The following is a 17,160-nucleotide window of genomic DNA, read 5'->3' as shown; positions in this document are numbered from 1 at the left end:
GACTCCGCGTCAGTGCACCGCCAAATGCGCGGATAGGGTAGCGGGCGCAGCCAAGGCGGCCATCGCGTTGACCAGGCGCGTGCCGGTGGGGTCGTCATCCAACACGTAGGCAAAGCGGTAGATCAGCCGGCCCGAGGGCGGGTGCAGGACCACGCTGCCGCGCGACGCAGCCGGCAGATCAAGGCACAGGCCAAGCATGAGGTGGAGCGCCGCTTGCAGGTCTACGCCGACGGGCTCACCCAGGTCAATGCAGACCGTGACTGAATCCGATGGGCCGTCGAGCGTATCAAAGGCAAACCAAAGCTGATAGATGCCGATGCGCAAAGGGGAGGCCGTAAATACTGCGGGATCGTCCGCACGGAAATGCGGAACAGTAGCGTGAGGAAGTTGCGGCGTGCGTGAGGCAGACATGGAATGGGTGAGCGATGCCCCGTGCGCCGGTCAGCCGGCAGCGGCGTGCACCTACATGCAATGCCGTGAGCGTACGACCGTGCATTTTGGTGCGTGTGCGCATTCACGAAATCGACATGGGCATGGCGAAGCAAGCTGCCTGGGTGTTGAAACCTCAGGGTGGTCGGCGCGATGCCACGTCCGCGGAAACGAAGCGATGTCTGCCGTGTGTGGTTGGGTGTGGCAGGCTGTCGCGGTGCACAGCCGTGTCTGTGTGATGTTCTTCCACGTGGCCTCTTATCTACCCTCTACGCCCATGACACACCAAGACCTTCACTGCGCGGCTTCCGCCGTCACTCCTGCTCCCACGCCGATCAGCTATTCGGAACACAACGGTGTTCGGTTCCTGCATTTTGCGGGCGCCGAGGAGTGCACGCAGGGCGCCATCCTGCTGTCCGAGCCTGACCGCCTGCTGTTGCCCTATGCGCAGCAGATGATGGCGTGGCTGTTGTTTCTGGAGGCAGAGCAACTGAGCGAAGCACATGTCGCACAGCTTGGCTTGGGCCCCGGTTCGCTGACAGGTTTCTGTTACCGCAAGCTGCCCGAGGCGCGTGTCACGGCAGTGGAAATCAACCCGCTGGTGATCGAGGCGGCCCGCACTGCGTTTCATCTGCCACCCGATGACCACCGCTTGCAGGTACTGGCGCAAGACGCGCTGGACTGGGTCATGGACCCCGCACAGCAAGGCACGGTCGACGCCTTGCAGGTCGACGTGTACGACGGTGCGCACGATGGCAACCCGACGCTGCAATCGCTGGCGTTCTATCGCGCGTGTCGGCAAGTGCTGCGTGCACCTGGCGTGATGGCGATCAACCTGCATTGTTCCAACGAAGGCTTTGGCCGCAACATGGAGCGCATTTGCGAGGCGTTTGACTACCGCGTGCTGATGTTCCCGATCACCATGGTGGAGAACACGATCGCGCTGGCGTTCAACGGCCCGACCATCACCGTTGAGTGGGCTGCGCTGCAGGCGCGTGCCGAGGCGCTGCAATCCACATTCGGGTTGCCGACGGCAGATTGGATTGAGGGTTTGCGCCGGGCGAACCCGCATCAACAGGGCAGTGTGCTGACGCTCTGATGGAAAGTCACCGGCGCGGCTTGCAAGGCGCGCCGGTATGGCAGCGCATGGGTGCGCGCCTAAGCGCCGCTAAGAAAACCCTTCCGGTGTTGTCGCTCCGGCTTACCAGGAACGCTCCGCAGGGCTTTTGTTAGCGGCGCTTAGGCGCGGATCCACACGTAGGTACCGTTCGAGAGGCTCTCGAACATGTCGTCCGTGGTCTGCAGGATGTTGTCGCGCCAGTAGCGGCCGTGTTCGGCGTAGTGGCCGAGCAACTCGGCTAGCTGTTCGCCGTCGAGGTCCGGATCGTAGGCCACGCGCACGATCAGGATGATGCCGCCCGTGTCGCCATCCAGCCCGAGCTGCGCGTGGTCCTGCGCGTAGATGGTGAGGTTGGCTTCCAGCATCAGCCGGAACACCCGCAGCGTTCGGCCGCCGGTGACGATGCCGTAGTCGAAGTTCAGGTAGAACGCTTCCGGGTCGTCTTCGACGGCGTCGATGATGACTTCAAAGCCTTCTACCGCGAGGCGTCCAGCCGCAATGATGGCATCGGCATCCGGAATCTGCAGATGCATGCACATGTCGCGGATGAGGCTGTCGCGCTGTTCTGTGCTCATGGTTTAGGCCAGCAGGTCTTTGGCGGCCTTGGGGCCGGCTTCCATCAGCTTGGCAAGCGCCTGTGTGCGGTTCAGCGCGTCTTCCAGCCGGGCGGCGTTGCGCATGTCATCGGTGCCGGCGGACACCACGGCTTGCAGGGCATCCTGGGCTTGCGTGGCAGCGTGCAATGTCGGTTCGCCTGGCGGTTGGATACGGACTTGCGCAGCGCTGAAGGTGTTGCGGTGGAGCGGTGTCATGTCGGGATCGCGGTGGCGGGTCGGATTCGGTGTTCAGTGAATCGGCTGCGGCGCGATGGGCCGAGTGAGGAGAAGCAGAAGCGCGCGGGGGATGCCTAAGAAAAAACCGCCCGGGAACGGCGCGGCCCCGTTCCCGAACGTTGGCGGCACAGAGCGTGCCGTCCGGAACTGATCATTACGAGATCAGGTCCTTGGCGGCCTTCGGGCCCGCTTCCATCAGCTTGGCGAACATGTTGACGCGGTTCAGTTCGTTTTGCAGCTTGGCAGCGTTGAGCATGTCTTGCTCGCCTTCCTTGGTGACGGCTTCGTTTTGAGCGTTGAACGACAGGCGGCTAGCTGCGTCGCCCAGGCCAGCGGCAGAGGTCAATGCGGACATAGAAAACTCCTTTTGCGGTGGATGAATGGTCTCGGGTGAGAGCCGGGTTTTTCAACAACAAGCCAGAGGAAGCATGTCGTCGATTCGGTTCAGCGAACTTGCTGCTGTTGTGTTCGCCGTGAAGACATCATCGCGGATTTCTCGGTGCGGAACTGGCGAAGATGCGAAGTCGGATGTCGTCTCGCGAAGCGCGAAAGCGACGTGTTGACCTTATGCTGGGATCGGCCCCGAGCACACTTGCGCCACGCTCGAAAAGCCATGCGACAGCACGCACAGCTGCTCGCGCTGGTTGGCGTCAATGACGCGACTGGCGCGTTGTTCCATGTCGATGGCGGGCGATCGAGTGCCGGTGGATACCACGGCTTGCAGGGCATCCTGCGCGCGTCAGGCAGCGTGGCCACGGCCAGCGAGCGATGTCGATTCGCCCGGTAGTTGCTTACGGGCTTGCGCAGCGGTGAAGGTGTTGCGGTGGATCAGTGTGGTGTCGGGATCGCGGTGGCGGGGCCGGATTCAGTGTTCAGTGAATCGGCTGCGGCGCGATGGGCCGAGTGAGGAGAAGCAGAAGCGCGCGGGGGATGCCAAAGAAAAAACCGTTCGGGAACGGCGCGGCCCCGTTCCCGAACGTCGGCGGCACAGGATGTGCCGTCCGGAACCGATCATTACGAGATCAGGTCCTTGGCGGCCTTCGGGCCCGCTTCCATCAGCTTGGCGAACATGTTGACGCGGTTCAGTTCGTTTTGCAGCTTGGCCGCGTTCAGCATGTCTTGCTCGCCTTCCTTGGTGATGGCTTCGTTTTGAGCGTTGAACGACAGACGGCTAGCAGCATCGCCCAGGCCAGCGGCAGAGGTCAAAGCGGACATAGAAAACTCCTTTTGCAGTGGATGAATGGTCTCGGATGAGAGCCGGGTTTTTCAACAACAAGCCAGAAGAAGCATGTCGTCGATTTGGTTCAGCGAACGTGTTGCTGTTGTGTTCGCCGTGAAGACATCATCGTGGATTTCTCGGTGCTGAACTGGCAAAGATGCGAAGCCGGATGTCGTCTCGCGAAGCCAGAAAGCGCAGTACGCGCCTTACGCGGGGATCAGGCCAGAGCACACTTGCGCGGCGCTCGAAAAGCCGTGCGACAGGACGCGCAGCTGCTCGCGCTGGTTGACGTCAATGGCACGAATGGCGCGCTGTTCCATGTCGATGGCAGTGCGCTGGAGTGCTTCGACGGCCTTGTGCAGCGGGCCGAAATCCTTGGGGCCTTCTTGTTTGGCAAAGGCCTGAATGCCGTCAAACGTTTCGATGATGTCGAGCGTGAAGTGATCAAACATGTGAGTCTCCAAAACAAGAAAGAGAAAGGTCGAGCGTGAGCCGCGTTAGCGCTTAGTGCTGCGCGGCGAGAAAATCCTTGGTGCCGTCAGAGCTTTCGATGTAGCTGAGCTCATCGACGGAAAGCGCTGACGTGGCATCCGCCTTGCCATTGCGCAAGCGGGCTTGCGTGATGTCCAGGACGATGTCTTTGACGTTGCCGCCCAGGTCGCTTCGCACGTGGTCTGCCGTCGCGCGTACACGCTCGGGATGAACCGCCGGGCCAGCGATGGAGAACCGGTTGCCGCCCAGATAACTGATGCGCAGCGCCGGCTCCTGCAGCGATTCGCGCAGGTTTTCAATCACCTCTTGCGCGATCGACAGATCGGTGTGGATGGACGGCGACAGCGCACGCAGATCGCGCAGCGTGGAGAGCTCTTCGGCCGCCGAGGTAACGATGCCGTGCACGATGATCTCGTTGTCGTGCTGCTCGAGCTGCAGGCCGTCGATGCGATGCTGTGCCAGGCACAGCCGTACGCGTTCCAGCAGCGGCGGCTGGGCCGAGGAGGTGGAATGCGCGGCGAGGGTCGTTTCTCGCGTAGACGCCAGCAGCAGGGCACATGGCGTGAGCAACGCGACTGCCGTCACACCCATCCAGCCCTTGCGCGAGCGAGGCCGGGCCGGCGCAGGCGCATCGGACACGGGGGCGTGCGCGGGGGCAACGCTGTCAGGGTTTGCGTCTGTGGACGTGGGCGACAGCACCCGTTCCAGGAGGGTCAGGTCGGAGGGCCATGCCTCATCGGCGGGACCAACGCAGAGGACCACGTCGCCGAAGCGGCGAGGCGACAAGTCGTCCCAGGCCGTTTCACCGTCCTCCGATTCCAGCAGGACGCCGTGCTCGGCATCGACACGCAGGGCGAGCAGATCGGCAGTCCAGTCGGTGATGCGGATACTGGCTTGCGCGTCGGGGCCCACCGTCCAGCGGCCCGGGGTCAGGTCGAGGCAGGCGCCGGCATGCGCGCCTGCCAACACGCGGATGTGCTTGTTCATGGTGATTGCAGGGAAGGATCAGGAATCGGTGGCAGGGCCAGACCGAGCCCGGCCCGATAGGACCAGAGCTCGGTTGTCCAGCGGCGCGCCACGGCGCTGCTGCGGGCAATGCTTTCGCTGCGCTCGCGGCCGAGGCGCGGCCGGGATGGGCTCAGCAGTAGCAGGGGAAACAGCAGGTTGAACGTCTTCTCGCGGTCCGTCAGTGCGCTGGCGGCTGGGTGTTGCGCGCCCGTTGTTGCCAGCAGGCGATCTTTGACCGCAAGCAGCGTGGCGGGCGTGCCTTCGACAGGCGCCTGGTTCAAGTAACTGCGCAGAATGTCAAACGCCATGCGCAGCGGCATCGGGTGGCCAGTACGCATGGCGTGTCGCACCGCCAGCAACTCTTGCTCAAGACGCTGGTAGCCGGAGGCTTGCACCTCCGCCAACAATGCGTCGGCGGACGATGCACCGGCTTCGGCAACCGAGGCCTTTTTGCCCACGGCGGCTGAGGCTTCGTTTGCGGCTTCCTGCAAGTACTGCAGCAGCATCGCGCGGCGGCCCTGGGAGCTTCGGCGATCTCTTGCCTGGTCGTCGTCGCCATCGCTCTGGCCTTGCCGGGGTGACAACCCGACGACCAACGGCTCAACCTTCTTCGCATGCTCTTCGAGCATGAGCAGCAGTTCTTCAAACGTGCTGTCGGTGATGGGTTCTTCGGGCGAGCCGGCGCCGCTGCGCTTGCCCGTGCGTGGCCTGCGTACGCGTTTGGCGACCTGCGCCAGGTGCTTGTGGTGGTGATGAAGCTGCTCTTCGGCCTGCAATTCGGCCGCGTCATGGCCGTGGCCATGCACACCATGCCGATGGTGCTTGCGGTGGTGCGGTGTGACCGGAGTCGACGGTTGCGTCTGTACGGGATCGGGCAGTGAGTACAGGCCCGACGACGAGGCGGAGATACGCGTCATGGCACGCCCCTTACTGGAAGAGCGACTGCAGGATCGTGTTGCCGAACTGCAGGATCGACGCCGCGCCCCACGGTGCCGCAACCACGATCACCACCGACACGATGATGAGCTTCAACCCATGCGAGATGCTGCTGTCCTGCAACGAGGTCACCGCCTGCACGAACGAGATCAGCAAGCCTGCAATGGCCGACACCGCCACAGCGGGCAGCGAGACGAGCAGGCACAGCATGAGCGCCGTGCTGGTCAGCCGAGTGATGTTGTCGTAGTCCATTGCGGCCCCTTTTAGCGGTAGGTGTTGACCAGCCCGTGAATCAGCACCGACCACCCATCCATGACCACGAACAGCAGCAGCTTGAACGGAATGGCGACGTTGCTGGGCGTGACCTGAGACAGGCCCAGCGCCATCAGCAGGTTGGCGATCACGAGGTCGATGACGATGAAGACGAGATACAGCAGAAAGCCGATGCGAAAGGCGGAGGTCAGCTCCGTGAGCGTGAAGGCGGGCGCGAGGATGATGAGATCGTCTTCCTTGAGCTGCGCTGCCTTGGCCGGCGGCCACAGTTGCTGCGCGGAACGCATGAAGAACGCCTTTTCACGCGCGTTGGTGTGCTTGTCGAGGAACTGGCGGAAGGGCTCGCGCGCGGCGTCGAGCAGTGGCATGACTTGGCTCACGTTCGCGCTCGAGTCATTGAGCTGCATGTGCGCGCGCTGCATGGCTTCCATGCCGACGGGCGCCATCACGAAGCACGACACGATCATCGCAATGCCATTGAGCACCATGCTGGGCGGTACCTGCTGCACGCCCAGTGCGTTACGCAGCAGGCCAAGTACCACCACGATCTTGGTGTAGGACGTGACCACCATGGCGGCAAACGGCAGCAGCGCAATGGCAACCGCCGCGATGATGAGCGAGGCGAACTCAATGTTCTGCATGGCGGGCGCTCATTGCCGAGATCTGCAGGCCAAGGTGATCGCCCACCGCGACGAGCTGGCCGTGACCCAGCGTTTGGCCGTGGCAGACCAGACGCACGGTGGCATCGCGCAGCAGTACGGGCAATTGCAGGACGTGCGAGGGTGCCAGCGCAGCCAACTCGGCCAAGGGCAGGCTCATCACGGCCACCTCCAGGTGCACCGGTACTTCCAGTGCTTCCACGGCGATGCCGTCTGCAGCGTCATGGGCGCCATCTTGCGTGGTGTGGTCCGCCGTGGGTGTGTCGTCGTCTGCGAGCGCGGGAACATCGAGGATCGTCACGGTGCCTTCCTTGTAGTGAGCATGGGCAGTGAAGTGGAGCTGTCGGCTGTTGCCGAAGGTCAGGTGCATGGCACCGTCTTCGGTATCGGGCCGATAGGTGTGCTGGCCCCAGCCGAGCAGCACGTCGCCGGGGGCCAGGGACTGCAGCGTGGAGGTCGCACATCGGCGGCTGGCGATGCGCACGTGCACGGGCAGGCCGATCGCGCCAAGTCGCGCCAGCACGGCACGGCGATCGGCCATCGGTGGGGCGGGCGGTGCGCTGTGCCAATCCAGCGCGGCGATGCGGCAGGGCGTTTCACCGTGCGGGCCCTCAAGGCGCATGGCCAACGCCGCGCTGGCCGAGGACGGCGCGCTGGCGGGCTCGGGTGCAAACGCCGCCAATGCGGCATCCGCCAGGCCGGCGGTGGACAACCCGTCGAGCAATGGCGTGAGCCAAAGCCCGGCTAGCGCGGTGCGGCGTTCGGCATCGCTTTCCTGGGCGATGGCATGCAGTGCCGGATGGTTTGCGCCGTCAATCACGACGTCCGCCGCGCATTGCGGCGCGCGGATGCCCAGGCGCAGCGGCGCTTGCATCGGCGCGGAGTGATCAGCATGGTCAGCGATGCGCAACTGCCACGCACCAGCGTCGTCACCAGAAAACGGCGTGCCGATCAGCCGCGTCAACGCAGCCTCGGCCGGCGTGAACGCAAGCAGATGCGCATCGAGCGGGGACGGCGAAAGCCCGTGGTTCATAGCGAGTCGGCAGAGTGCGTGTGCGGGGGCGCCGGCAGGGCGTCACCACACTTCGAGTTCAACATCGATGCGCTGCTCCAGCAAAACGTGGATGCGTTGGCGCAGTGCATCGCCATGTTCGGAGAGTAAGTCGCGCGCCCTGGGGTGTCCGGCATGGAAGCGAAGCCATAGCGTGTGGGGCGAAAGCTGCAGCGTGAGCCGGGTTTCGGGCAGCACGCGGGGGTCGAGGTCGAGCGTGACCTCCCAGCATTCGCCGCCCGCCTTGACGACGCGCGAGCCGCAGAACCGTGAGAGAAGTTGCGCCAGGTGTTCAGTCACGGTGTTGCCCACGCTGATCTCCGAACACGCGCGGACCAGGCGATTGGCCATGGCCGGTGTGTGCTGCGCGTTCGGGGCATCGGGGGCCGCCTCTTCCGGCTGGGCATCGGCGCCGTCGTCTGAAGAGGACTCACGCTCGGTCACGTCTTCGCGTGCGCTGTCGTGGTCCGCGTCGGGCGGCAGCCACAGCGGATGCTCGATGGGGCTGGACTCAACCAGCGTGCCGCTGCGCGGTTCCGCCAAGCGTGCGGTGGCCGTGCGCCGGGGAGGCGTGACGGGGTGGGGTGCAGGCGTGGAGGGCGGCGCCCGCCACAGGCGTACAGAGGTGGTCATGGCCGTTTACACGTTCACAGCGTCAGCTTGCCCACGGGCTGCAGATCGACGTGCGGCCCCAGCTCTTGGAACGAGTACACGTTCAATGCCTGCAGCCGTGGTTCGATCATGCGGCGGACGTAGCGGCGGATGTCCATTGATGTGACGATGGCCAGCGCACCCGCCTGTGCGGCGGCGGACTGCGGCGCGCTGCGGCTCATGTGTTCCAGCCGCGTGACGATGTTGTCGACCTGCTGCGGGTCCAGCGTCAGGAAGTTGCCCGCCGGCGTGGGCTTGATCGCCTGCCGCACGGTCTGCTCCACCGTGGGGTCGAGCAGGATGGCGGGCATCTTGCGCGAGCCGCTGGTGGCCTGGTGCGCAATCTGCCGGCCGAGATCGCCGCGCACGTATTCCACGAGCATCAGCGTGTCCTTCTCTTTCGGGCCCCAGATGACGAGGCTTTCCAGAATCGCGCGCATGTTGCGGATCGGCACCTGTTCTTCCAGCAGGCGGCGCAGCACATCGGCCATGCGCTGCGCGGGCACGGCCTTCTGCGCTTCGGCTACCAGGCCGGGGTATTCGGTGGTCACGCGTTCCATGATCCACTGGGTTTCCTGCAGGCCGATGAACAGATGCGCGTTCTTGCGCAGCACGTGCACAACGTGATCGGCGATTACCTGTTCGGCTTGCGGCGGCGTGTCTGGCGTAGCGAGTACCTTGGCGCGCAACGGTTCCGGCAGCGCCTCCGTCGACACCTTACCTTCGGGCACGCTCACGGCTTCGCCGGGGATGTCATGCACCAGCACTTCGTACGCATCTTCGGGTTGCGTGGCGCTCTTCCAGACGGCAATGCCGGGGAAGGGCAGGCCCAGCTCTTCGGCCAGTGCATGGCGTCCTTGCTGGAATGCGGCGTCCAGCTTGGGAATGTCGAGACCTTCTGCCAGCCGCGTGCCAAGTCGCACACCCAGCGGCGCGGTAAAAGAGGGCGCCTTGTCCGCAATGGTCGGCGCCTTGTCTTTCGAGCCCTCGCGCAGCAGCGCCGGCAGGGCTTCGGAATCGACAGTGCTGCTCGTGTTCAGGCGCTTGCGCAGTGTGTAGCCAAAGCCGAACACCACACCCGCCAGCGCCACAAACAGGAACGACGGAAAGCCCGGCACCAGCGCAAAGCCCGCCAGCAGCGCGCTGGCGGTGAACATCGCACGCGCACTGGTAGAGAGCTGGCGCACGATCTCTTTGCCAAGCGAGCTTGGCTTGGCGCCGTGGTCGTCATCCGAAACGCGGGTGATCATCACGCCAGCCGCCACGGAGATCAGCAGCGACGGGATCTGCGACACCATGGCATCGCCAATCGACAGCACGGCAAAGCGGTTTGCAGCGTCGCCGGCGGTCATGCCGTGATACGTGATGCCGATCACGATGCCGGCCAGGATGTTGACCAGCGTGATGACCAGCCCGGCAATCGCGTCGCCCTTGACGAACTTCATGGCGCCGTCCATGCCGCCGTGCAGTTGGCTTTCCATGGCCAGCAGCGCGCGGCGCTTGCGGGCTTCGTCTGCGCTCAGGTGGCCGGCGCGCAGGTCGGCGTCGATACTCATCTGCTTGCCGGGCATGGCATCGAGCGTAAAGCGCGCCCCGACTTCCGCCACGCGTTCGGAGCCCTTGGCAATCACGATGAACTGCACCGTGGTGATGATCAGGAACACCACCAGGCCCACCACCAGGTTGCCGCCCACCACCAGCTTGCCGAAGCTCTCGATGATGTGGCCTGCATCCGCATGCAGCAGGATGGATTTGGTGGAGGCGATGTTCAGTGACAGCCGCAGCAGCGTGGTGAACAGCAGCAGCGACGGAAACGCCGACAGCGACGTCGCCGCCGGGATGTACATCGTCACCATCAGCAGCACCACCGAGAGCGTGATGTTCAGCCCCAGCAGCGAATCGATCAGGACGGTTGGCAGCGGCAGCACCATCAACGCGATGACGGCCACCACCAGTGCGGCGATGCCGATTTCGCCGCTGAATTCGGAAACGGCGGTTTTCTTGGCCATGTCGGATGCCTCAGTTCAAGATGGAAGGGCTGACGCCCATGTGTTTGGCGCTAGTCCGCTGGATCATTGAAATGGAAGGTGAAGGACATGCCGTGCGGGATGCAGCGCTAGGCGCAAAGCGCAGCAATAGCTGGCTATTGCGAGCATTTGCAACGACGCGATGCGCCCGTATGGCATGGCAAGCACCGACCAATTTCAGTGATTCAGTGGACTAGGGTCTTTCGCGCCGATCTCGCTCACCCAGGCCAGCACTTCAGCCACGGTTTCAAACAGCGCTTCGGGAACCGGGGCGTTCAGCTCCACCAAGTGAAGCGCGCGCGCCAGCGGTGGGTTGCCGATGATGGGAATGCCCAGTACCTGGGCTTCTTCACGAAGCTTGAGGGCCTCGTCGTCGACGCCCTTGGCACAGATCACTGGCAGGCCGCATTCTTCGGGCGCGTAGCGGATCGCCACTGCGTAGTGCGTGGGGTTGACGATCACGGCCTGCGCGCCGGCCACGGTCTGCTTCGGCTTGGCCTCCTCCACCATCTCGCGCGCGATTTGCTTGCGCTGGCCCTTGATGTGGGGATCGCCTTCGCTGTTCTTGTGCTCGCGCTTGACTTCGTCTTTGCTCATGCGGTGGTCGCGGATGAAGAGCCAGCGCTGAATGCCAAAATCCACGCCACCTAGCAGCAGAAACAGCAGGCCGCCCGCGCCCAGCAGCTTCACCAGCATCGACATGCCGATCTGCGCGATATCCATGATGGGCTGATACGGCGTGCCGACGATGGTGGGCAACAGCATCAGGATCAGCTTCCACAGCGCGGCGCCCACCGCCACCGCCTTCACCACCATCTTCAGTAGATCGATCATCGAGCGCATGGAGAACATGCGCTTGAGGCCCGATGCCGGGTTGATGGCGCTCATCTTCAACTCCAGCGGCTTGGTCGAGAGCACGATGCCGGTCTGGCCCCAGGTGCCGATCCACGCGACCAGCGCAAACACGAAGCTCACGGGCAGCGTCATCAGCGCAAGCTGAAGTGCGACATGGCCGATGGTCTGCTTGAGCGTCATGGTGGGGTGTCGACTGTTGTCGACATCGAGCGCAAGGTCCACCAGCGCCCGCCAGCGGTCGCCCAATAGCGATGCCGTCATGGCAAGCAGCAGACAGCCCGCCAGCAGCACGATGGCGGCGATCAGGTCCGCGCTCTTGGCGGTCTCGCCGTCCTTGTGCGCGTCTTTGAGTTTCTTGTCTGTGGGCTCTTCGGTTTTTTCGTCCGACATGGTGCGAGCGCAAGCGGCCGTGGTGATGCAGGGCATTGTGGGGAGTCGGGTGATGCCCTCTCGCACTGCGGGCGAAGGCGGATGCGCTGTTACGAAGCCCGCACGCAAATCGCGTGGCTCCACGGTGTGCACGCCGAAGCACAGAAGGGCCAGACTTCGGGGTGCGGCGCTTTTCTTCGCCCCGGTCGGCCGGCGGGTTGCATACGGGGGTCTATGGTTCCACCCGAGGTCGGCCGGTTCATTCCCATGCCGGCATCGACATGACCTGACACGGAGAACCCTGCGATATGGAACCGATTCAATGCAGCAACCGCCTGCTGGGCGGGCTGCTGGAAGTCCTGATGTATGCGACCCGCAGCGGGCAGTTCGATAACGCGCAGTCGCTGCTGACTGCGCTGCGCACGCTGCGCCCGAACTTCCGCGAGCTCGATCTGGTGGAAGGCTGGCTCTTGGTCGGCCGCCATCAATACGCCGACGCCGCGCGCATCTTGCGTGAACTGCACAACGGCGAGCGCGCCGAGAGCGTGGTGCCATTTGCCTCGGCCATGATGGCCCTGTGCCTGAACGCCCTGGGCGACCAGGAATGGCACGTGTATGCCAACGAGGTGCTCGCGCGCGACGAAGACCCCGATTCCGTCGCACTGGTGCGCACGCTGGTTGGCGTGCAGGAAGAAATGGATGCGGGCACCTTCACCGGTACTACCGGTGCCGGTGCCGCTGCCGCGCCGGCCGCCGAAAGCGTGGACTTGAGCGCATACCACAGCGCGCACTACTTCACCCGCGTCTAACCATCCTCATCATCCTGTTGGGAGTCCATCATGATCCAAGGTCCGACCGCCATTCCGCCCGTGACTGCGGGCACGCAGGCGCCCGCCATTGTCCCCACTGAAGCGGCTACCACCGCGGCGCCTTCGCCCGAGCTTGTCGCGCGTTTCGAATCCATGCTGCAAAACGCCAAGCACAGCCAGCACCACAGCAAAGGGCCGTCGGCCGTGGGCGAACTGGTGAAGAAAGAGGATGCCGCCGTGCAGGCCTCCATGGCGCGTGTAGAAGCCATGACCGAAGCCGAGCGCGGCATGTCCGTGCAGGAAGTCGTAGCCGAAGGCGTACGCGTGCAGATGGAGTGCGCGGCCACCATGACGAAGATCCACCTGGGCAGCACCATCGCGCATTCCGGCAAGAATGCCGTGCAGACCTTGATGCGGAACCAATAATGCAAACCGCGCTTGCATCCTCCCGCACGCGGCGTGGCGCGCTGGCACTGCTGTTCGTGCTGAGCGCGTTGCTGGCCGGCTGTAACAAGCAGCTGTTCGCACAACTGAGCGAGGCCGATGCCAACGACATGCTCACCGTGCTGCTGCAAGCCGGTATCGACGCACAGAAGAACTCGCCCGACGACGGCAAGACCTGGACGGTGATGGTGGAGCAGGATGCCTTCGCGCGCGCGATGGAGGTCTTGCACAACCATGGCCTGCCGCACGAGAAGTACGCGAGCCTGGGCGATATTTTCAAGAAGGACGGGCTGATCTCCACACCCACCGAAGAGCGCGTGCGCTTTATCTACGGCGTGTCGCAGCAGCTCTCGCAAACGCTCTCGCGCATTGATGGCGTGGCGGTGGCCAACGTGCAGATCGTGCTGCCGAACAACGATCCGCTGGCCACTGTGGTCAAGCCATCCAGCGCATCGGTGTTCATCAAGTACCGGCCGAGCGCCAACGTGTCGTCGCTGGTGCCCAGCATCAAGAACCTGGTCGTGCATAGCGTGGAAGGGCTCACCTATGAAAACGTGAGCGTCACGCTCGTGCCCGGCACGGTGGACGCATCGGCCACAACCGACGCTGCCAATCGCGCACCGGCTGGTGTGGCGTGGGCAACGCTGGGTGGCGTGGTGGGTGCGCTGGGCGTGATCCTGTTGCTGTGGCGTGCCGCGACCCGGCTGGCTGCCGTCCGGACGCGACTTGACGCAGTGCGCGCGCGCCTGGAAGACAAACTGCCGGCACGCTGGAAGAAGCGCGCAACCGCATGAGCCACGCCAGCGCCGCCCCTGCTTTTGCCACCACGCCGGGTGCCACCATGATCCTGCGCATGCTGCACGCCTATCAGGAGCGGCTGCAGAGCTTGCCGCTCGTGGTCGACGCGTCGACATGGGCAGCTGAGGCGAATGGCTTACCGGTGGACTTGGCCAAAGACTGGCGCCAGGCGTGTCTTGTGCTGGGGGTGCGCCAGGTCGGGTTGCCCACCTTGCTGGCGCAGGCACACCGCCTGGCGGTGCTGGATGCAGAACACCTCCGGCACGTGTTGGCCGCCCGCGTCTTGATCGCCAGGCGCGGTGCGCTGGCCCGATGCATCGATGGCACCTACCTGGCGAGCCTTGAAGCGCTATTGGGTGACGCAGCCTTCGCGGCGCTGACGCAGCGCGAGCACTGGGCTGCCGACCCGGGTGGCCCCCTGCCGACGCTGGACTTGCAGCAACTGGCACAGGCGGGCTTGCACGCACTGATTGCCGAAGGCGCGGTGACCGATCCATCGCTGGCGCAGCTGATGCGCCTGACGATCAACATGCAAGCGCCCGTGGCGGTAGGCCCGGATGCGCCCGCAGTTGAGGAGCAAACCGCGCAGTTCATGGCTGCGTTGCCCGTTCTCTTTCCGGAGTTGTCATGGTTATTTGGCTGAGACGCGACGCCGCGTTGGGCGTTGGCTCGGATGTCATCCGCGCTGAAGACTACCGGCACGTGGCGGACTTGGATGCCGCATGGCAGTCCGTGCAGGCGGCGCGCGATGCCGCCCTGGCCGATGCACGAGCACAGGCCGACGCCATCGTCGCGCAGGCGCAGGCCACCGCCGACGAGATGCTGCGACAAGCCGATCAACGTGCCCAACGCAGCGCCAAGCTTGGCTATGCAGCGGGCCAACGTCGCGCGCTGGAAGACTTTCACGCTTCGATGGCCGCACGCGCCTATGAGGATGCGGAGGCCACGCGCCGGGAGGAAGATCGTCTTGCCACCACCGTCATGCAGGCGGTCGAACATGTGGTGCTGGAAACCGACCGGCAAGCGCTGTTCGCCCGCGTGGCGGCAACGCTCGGCCGCGTGCTGCAAAGCCAGTCGCGGCTGACGGTGCGTGTATGCGCCGACGAAATTGACGCCGCCCGCGCGGCATTCGCCAAGGCTGTGCAAACCGGCACACTCAGCGCGGCGTTCGAAGTGCTGGCCGATGATCGCGCTGAACCTGGCCACTGCCAGTGCGAATGGGACCACGGCGTGGCCGATGCCAGCCTGCGCGTGCAACTGGCCGCGCTGCGGCAAGCGCTGTCGAGCAAGCGCCGTACGCCTGCCGAGCCGAGCGCCACCGATGCCGACGACGAATACACGTACGACGAGGACGCGGAATGACCAAAGCCGCGCTCATCGACGCCCTGGACGAAGCCATCCGCAGCACGGTCACCGTCCAGCGGTTCGGCAAGGTGGTGGAAGTGACCGGCACCTTGCTGCGTGTGGGTGGCGTGGACGTCAAGCTCGGCGAGTTGTGCACGTTGACCACGCCCGACGGCACTGAACTGCAGCAGGGCGAGGTGGTCGGCTTTAGCGAGCACTTTGCACTGCTGGCACCGTTTGGCGGCGTGGTGGGCTTGTCGCGCTCGACCCGCGTGGTGCCGAGCGGGCGCACGCTTTCCGTGGGCATTGGCCCCGGCTTGCTGGGGCGCGTGCTCGACGGGCTGGGCCGGCCGGCCGATGGTGGGCCGCCGCTGGATGTGGTTGGCTACATGCCGGTGTTTGCGCAGGCGCCCGACCCGATGTCGCGCCGCTTGGTGGAGCTGCCGCTTGCCACGGGCGTGCGCGTGATCGACGGCTTGGCCACGCTTGCGGAAGGCCAGCGCATGGGCATCTTCGCGCCGGCCGGCGTGGGCAAGAGCACGTTGCTCGGCATGCTGGCCCGCGGCACCGAATGCGACGTCAACGTGATCGTGCTGATTGGCGAGCGTGGGCGTGAAGTGCGCGAGTTCATCGAGCAGATCCTGGGCGAGGAGGGCATGCGCCGCTCCGTGCTGGTGTGCGCCACGTCGGACCGTTCGTCGGTGGAGCGCGCCAAGGCGGCACACGTTGGCACCGCCATCGCGGAGTACTTCCGAGACCAGGGCCTGCGCGTGCTGTTGATGATGGATTCGCTCACGCGTTTTGCACGCGCCCAGCGCGAGATCGGCCTGGCTGCGGGTGAGCCACCAACGCGGCGCGGTTTTCCGCCATCGGTATTTGCCGAGCTGCCGCGCTTGCTGGAACGTGCCGGTATGAGTGCAGCCGGTTCCATCACCGCGCTCTACACGGTGCTGGCCGAAGACGAATCCGGCAACGACCCCGTGGCCGAAGAAGTGCGCGGCATTCTGGATGGTCACTTGATCCTGTCGCGCGACATTGCCGCGCGTAACCGTTACCCGGCAATCGACATCCTCAACAGCTTGAGCCGCGTGATGACGCAGGTGGCACCGCCCGACCATTGCGCCGCTGCTGGCCGCATGCGCCAGTTGCTAGCGAAATACAACGAGGTGGAAACGCTGCTGCAGATGGGCGAGTACAAGGAAGGCAGTGATGCCGTGGCCGACACCGCCGTGCAGTGGAACGGCTGGATGGAAGACTTCCTGCGCCAGCGCACCGACGAGTGGTGCAGCCCCGATGAGACCGCGCGGCTGCTGGGCGAGGTAGCGCAGGCATGACGCGCAAGCGCTCGCACGTATGGCACACGCTGATCGAGGCCAAGACGCGCCAGCGCCGCCGCGTAGAAGCAGAGATCACCCTTGCGCAGCAGGCCGTGGCCGACGCGCGGGAGGCAGTGGCAGAGAGCGAGCACGCCTGTGAGCTTGCGCACGACCGGCTGCGCGGCCACATCCAACGCATGGACGCGTTGATCGCCGCCCCTGTGTTGCTGGCCGATGCGTACCTGTGCTACGACGCGTTTCGCGGCGAGCTGGACGATGCGGTCGTACAAGCCGAGCAGACCGTGGCTGCTGCAAACGCCGCCGTGGCCGAGCGCGAAGCGGAACTGGTGGCGCGCAAGCAAGCACTGGCCCGGCTAGATGCCATGCTGGACCAATGCCGCAAGACCGCAGAACGCCTCGACCAACAAGACGCCACCGAGCGCGAGCTCGCCACAGAAGAAGAGGCCGTGGAAGCCATTCTCGCGCGGCCACGCCCCCGTGCCGGGGCTTGAGGCCCGACACGTCTG

The 17,160-nt window shown here is 64.7% G+C and carries 23 protein-coding genes; 9 read left to right on the top strand and 14 right to left on the bottom strand.

Translation table 11 applies throughout. The features are described from left to right. Positions 1-9 precede the first annotated feature (9 nt). Positions 10-324 (bottom strand): hypothetical protein, encoded by a 315-nt coding sequence (locus tag ACN9M1_RS21545; RefSeq protein WP_426400638.1) that lies wholly within the window; start codon positions 322-324, stop codon positions 10-12. A gap of 382 nt (positions 325-706) precedes the next feature. Here ACN9M1_RS21545 and ACN9M1_RS21540 point away from each other — a divergent pair, with 382 nt between their 5' ends. After that, complete coding sequence (locus ACN9M1_RS21540; protein ID WP_426400637.1) at positions 707-1,528, top strand: spermidine synthase; 822 nt, start codon at positions 707-709, stop codon at positions 1,526-1,528. 140 nt (positions 1,529-1,668) lie between these two features. On the opposite strand, the gene ACN9M1_RS21535 is transcribed toward ACN9M1_RS21540, so the two are convergent. The 3 genes from ACN9M1_RS21535 to ACN9M1_RS21525 all read right to left on the bottom strand — a co-directional run bounded on the left by ACN9M1_RS21535 (position 1,669) and on the right by ACN9M1_RS21525 (position 2,737). Then, positions 1,669-2,124 (bottom strand): molecular chaperone Tir, encoded by a 456-nt coding sequence (locus ACN9M1_RS21535; RefSeq protein ID WP_426400636.1) that lies wholly within the window; start codon positions 2,122-2,124, stop codon positions 1,669-1,671. 3 nt (positions 2,125-2,127) lie between these two features. Then, on the bottom strand, positions 2,128-2,361 hold the full coding sequence (locus tag ACN9M1_RS21530; protein WP_426400635.1) for a serine kinase/phosphatase: 234 nt from the start codon (positions 2,359-2,361) through the stop codon (positions 2,128-2,130). A gap of 175 nt (positions 2,362-2,536) precedes the next feature. Beyond that, a complete protein-coding gene (locus tag ACN9M1_RS21525) occupies positions 2,537-2,737 on the bottom strand; it encodes a serine kinase/phosphatase (RefSeq protein ID WP_426400633.1) in 201 nt (66 codons plus the stop codon). 258 nt (positions 2,738-2,995) lie between these two features. On the opposite strand from ACN9M1_RS21525, the gene ACN9M1_RS21520 reads away from it, so the two are divergent. After that, positions 2,996-3,169: a hypothetical protein gene (locus ACN9M1_RS21520; protein ID WP_426400631.1), complete on the top strand. Its 174-nt coding sequence runs from the start codon at positions 2,996-2,998 to the stop codon at positions 3,167-3,169. A 227-nt stretch (positions 3,170-3,396) separates the two neighbouring features. On the opposite strand, the gene ACN9M1_RS21515 is transcribed toward ACN9M1_RS21520, so the two are convergent. The 10 genes from ACN9M1_RS21515 to sctU all read right to left on the bottom strand — a co-directional run bounded on the left by ACN9M1_RS21515 (position 3,397) and on the right by sctU (position 11,943). Next, positions 3,397-3,597, bottom strand: a complete 201-nt coding sequence (locus tag ACN9M1_RS21515; protein WP_426400629.1) for a serine kinase/phosphatase — start codon at positions 3,595-3,597, stop codon at positions 3,397-3,399. 210 nt (positions 3,598-3,807) lie between these two features. After that, entirely contained in the window at positions 3,808-4,053 is a 246-nt protein-coding gene (locus ACN9M1_RS21510; protein ID WP_426400628.1) for a type III secretion protein HrpX, read from the bottom strand. A gap of 52 nt (positions 4,054-4,105) precedes the next feature. Beyond that, the gene (locus ACN9M1_RS21505) at positions 4,106-5,080 is read right to left on the bottom strand and encodes an HrpD5 family protein (protein WP_426400626.1); all 975 of its coding nucleotides are present in this window, start codon (positions 5,078-5,080) and stop codon (positions 4,106-4,108) included. Beyond that, positions 5,077-6,018 carry a type III secretion protein HrpV gene (locus ACN9M1_RS21500; RefSeq protein ID WP_426400625.1) on the bottom strand — a complete coding sequence of 314 codons (942 nt, stop codon included), beginning with the start codon at positions 6,016-6,018 and terminating at the stop codon, positions 5,077-5,079. Before ACN9M1_RS21500 ends, ACN9M1_RS21505 begins: the two co-directional genes overlap by 4 nt. A gap of 10 nt (positions 6,019-6,028) precedes the next feature. Then, positions 6,029-6,289, bottom strand: a complete 261-nt coding sequence (gene sctS, locus ACN9M1_RS21495; protein WP_024978147.1) for a type III secretion system export apparatus subunit SctS — start codon at positions 6,287-6,289, stop codon at positions 6,029-6,031. A gap of 11 nt (positions 6,290-6,300) precedes the next feature. Continuing rightward, positions 6,301-6,951, bottom strand: coding sequence for a type III secretion system export apparatus subunit SctR (gene sctR, locus ACN9M1_RS21490; RefSeq protein WP_426400624.1), 651 nt, complete (start codon positions 6,949-6,951; stop codon positions 6,301-6,303). Then, positions 6,938-8,002: a type III secretion system cytoplasmic ring protein SctQ gene (gene sctQ, locus ACN9M1_RS21485; protein ID WP_426400623.1), complete on the bottom strand. Its 1,065-nt coding sequence runs from the start codon at positions 8,000-8,002 to the stop codon at positions 6,938-6,940. Before sctQ ends, sctR begins: the two co-directional genes overlap by 14 nt. A gap of 42 nt (positions 8,003-8,044) precedes the next feature. Next, positions 8,045-8,653 (bottom strand): type III secretion system protein SctP, encoded by a 609-nt coding sequence (gene sctP, locus ACN9M1_RS21480; RefSeq protein ID WP_426400622.1) that lies wholly within the window; start codon positions 8,651-8,653, stop codon positions 8,045-8,047. 14 nt (positions 8,654-8,667) lie between these two features. Continuing rightward, on the bottom strand, positions 8,668-10,680 hold the full coding sequence (locus ACN9M1_RS21475; RefSeq protein ID WP_426400621.1) for an FHIPEP family type III secretion protein: 2,013 nt from the start codon (positions 10,678-10,680) through the stop codon (positions 8,668-8,670). 195 nt (positions 10,681-10,875) lie between these two features. Continuing rightward, positions 10,876-11,943: a type III secretion system export apparatus subunit SctU gene (sctU, locus tag ACN9M1_RS21470; protein WP_426400620.1), complete on the bottom strand. Its 1,068-nt coding sequence runs from the start codon at positions 11,941-11,943 to the stop codon at positions 10,876-10,878. A 287-nt stretch (positions 11,944-12,230) separates the two neighbouring features. On the opposite strand from sctU, the gene ACN9M1_RS21465 reads away from it, so the two are divergent. Genes ACN9M1_RS21465 through ACN9M1_RS21435 form a run of 7 tightly spaced genes read left to right on the top strand, consistent with a single transcriptional unit; the run spans position 12,231 to position 17,145 of the window. Further along, entirely contained in the window at positions 12,231-12,731 is a 501-nt protein-coding gene (locus ACN9M1_RS21465; RefSeq protein WP_426400619.1) for an HrpB1 family type III secretion system apparatus protein, read from the top strand. A 30-nt stretch (positions 12,732-12,761) separates the two neighbouring features. Next, positions 12,762-13,157, top strand: coding sequence for a type III secretion protein HrpB2 (locus tag ACN9M1_RS21460; protein ID WP_426400618.1), 396 nt, complete (start codon positions 12,762-12,764; stop codon positions 13,155-13,157). Next, positions 13,157-13,969, top strand: coding sequence for a type III secretion system inner membrane ring lipoprotein SctJ (gene sctJ / locus ACN9M1_RS21455; RefSeq protein ID WP_426400617.1), 813 nt, complete (start codon positions 13,157-13,159; stop codon positions 13,967-13,969). Before ACN9M1_RS21460 ends, sctJ begins: the two co-directional genes overlap by 1 nt. Further along, complete coding sequence (locus tag ACN9M1_RS21450) at positions 13,966-14,616, top strand: type III secretion protein HrpB4 (protein ID WP_426400616.1); 651 nt, start codon at positions 13,966-13,968, stop codon at positions 14,614-14,616. Before sctJ ends, ACN9M1_RS21450 begins: the two co-directional genes overlap by 4 nt. Continuing rightward, positions 14,601-15,335, top strand: a complete 735-nt coding sequence (gene sctL, locus ACN9M1_RS21445; protein ID WP_426400615.1) for a type III secretion system stator protein SctL — start codon at positions 14,601-14,603, stop codon at positions 15,333-15,335. The genes ACN9M1_RS21450 and sctL overlap by 16 nt, the downstream gene beginning before the upstream one ends. Continuing rightward, the gene (gene sctN, locus ACN9M1_RS21440; protein WP_426400614.1) at positions 15,332-16,651 is read left to right on the top strand and encodes a type III secretion system ATPase SctN; all 1,320 of its coding nucleotides are present in this window, start codon (positions 15,332-15,334) and stop codon (positions 16,649-16,651) included. The genes sctL and sctN overlap by 4 nt, the downstream gene beginning before the upstream one ends. Next, on the top strand, positions 16,648-17,145 hold the full coding sequence (locus ACN9M1_RS21435; protein WP_426400613.1) for a flagellar FliJ family protein: 498 nt from the start codon (positions 16,648-16,650) through the stop codon (positions 17,143-17,145). Before sctN ends, ACN9M1_RS21435 begins: the two co-directional genes overlap by 4 nt. Positions 17,146-17,160 lie beyond the last annotated feature (15 nt).

This window comes from Ralstonia sp. R-29 (assembly GCF_049913345.1).
In the GTDB taxonomy this organism is placed as follows: Bacteria; Pseudomonadota; Gammaproteobacteria; order Burkholderiales; family Burkholderiaceae; genus Ralstonia.
Note: the sequence above shows the minus strand (reverse complement) of the source record. Positions and strands in the feature narration are given on the sequence as shown.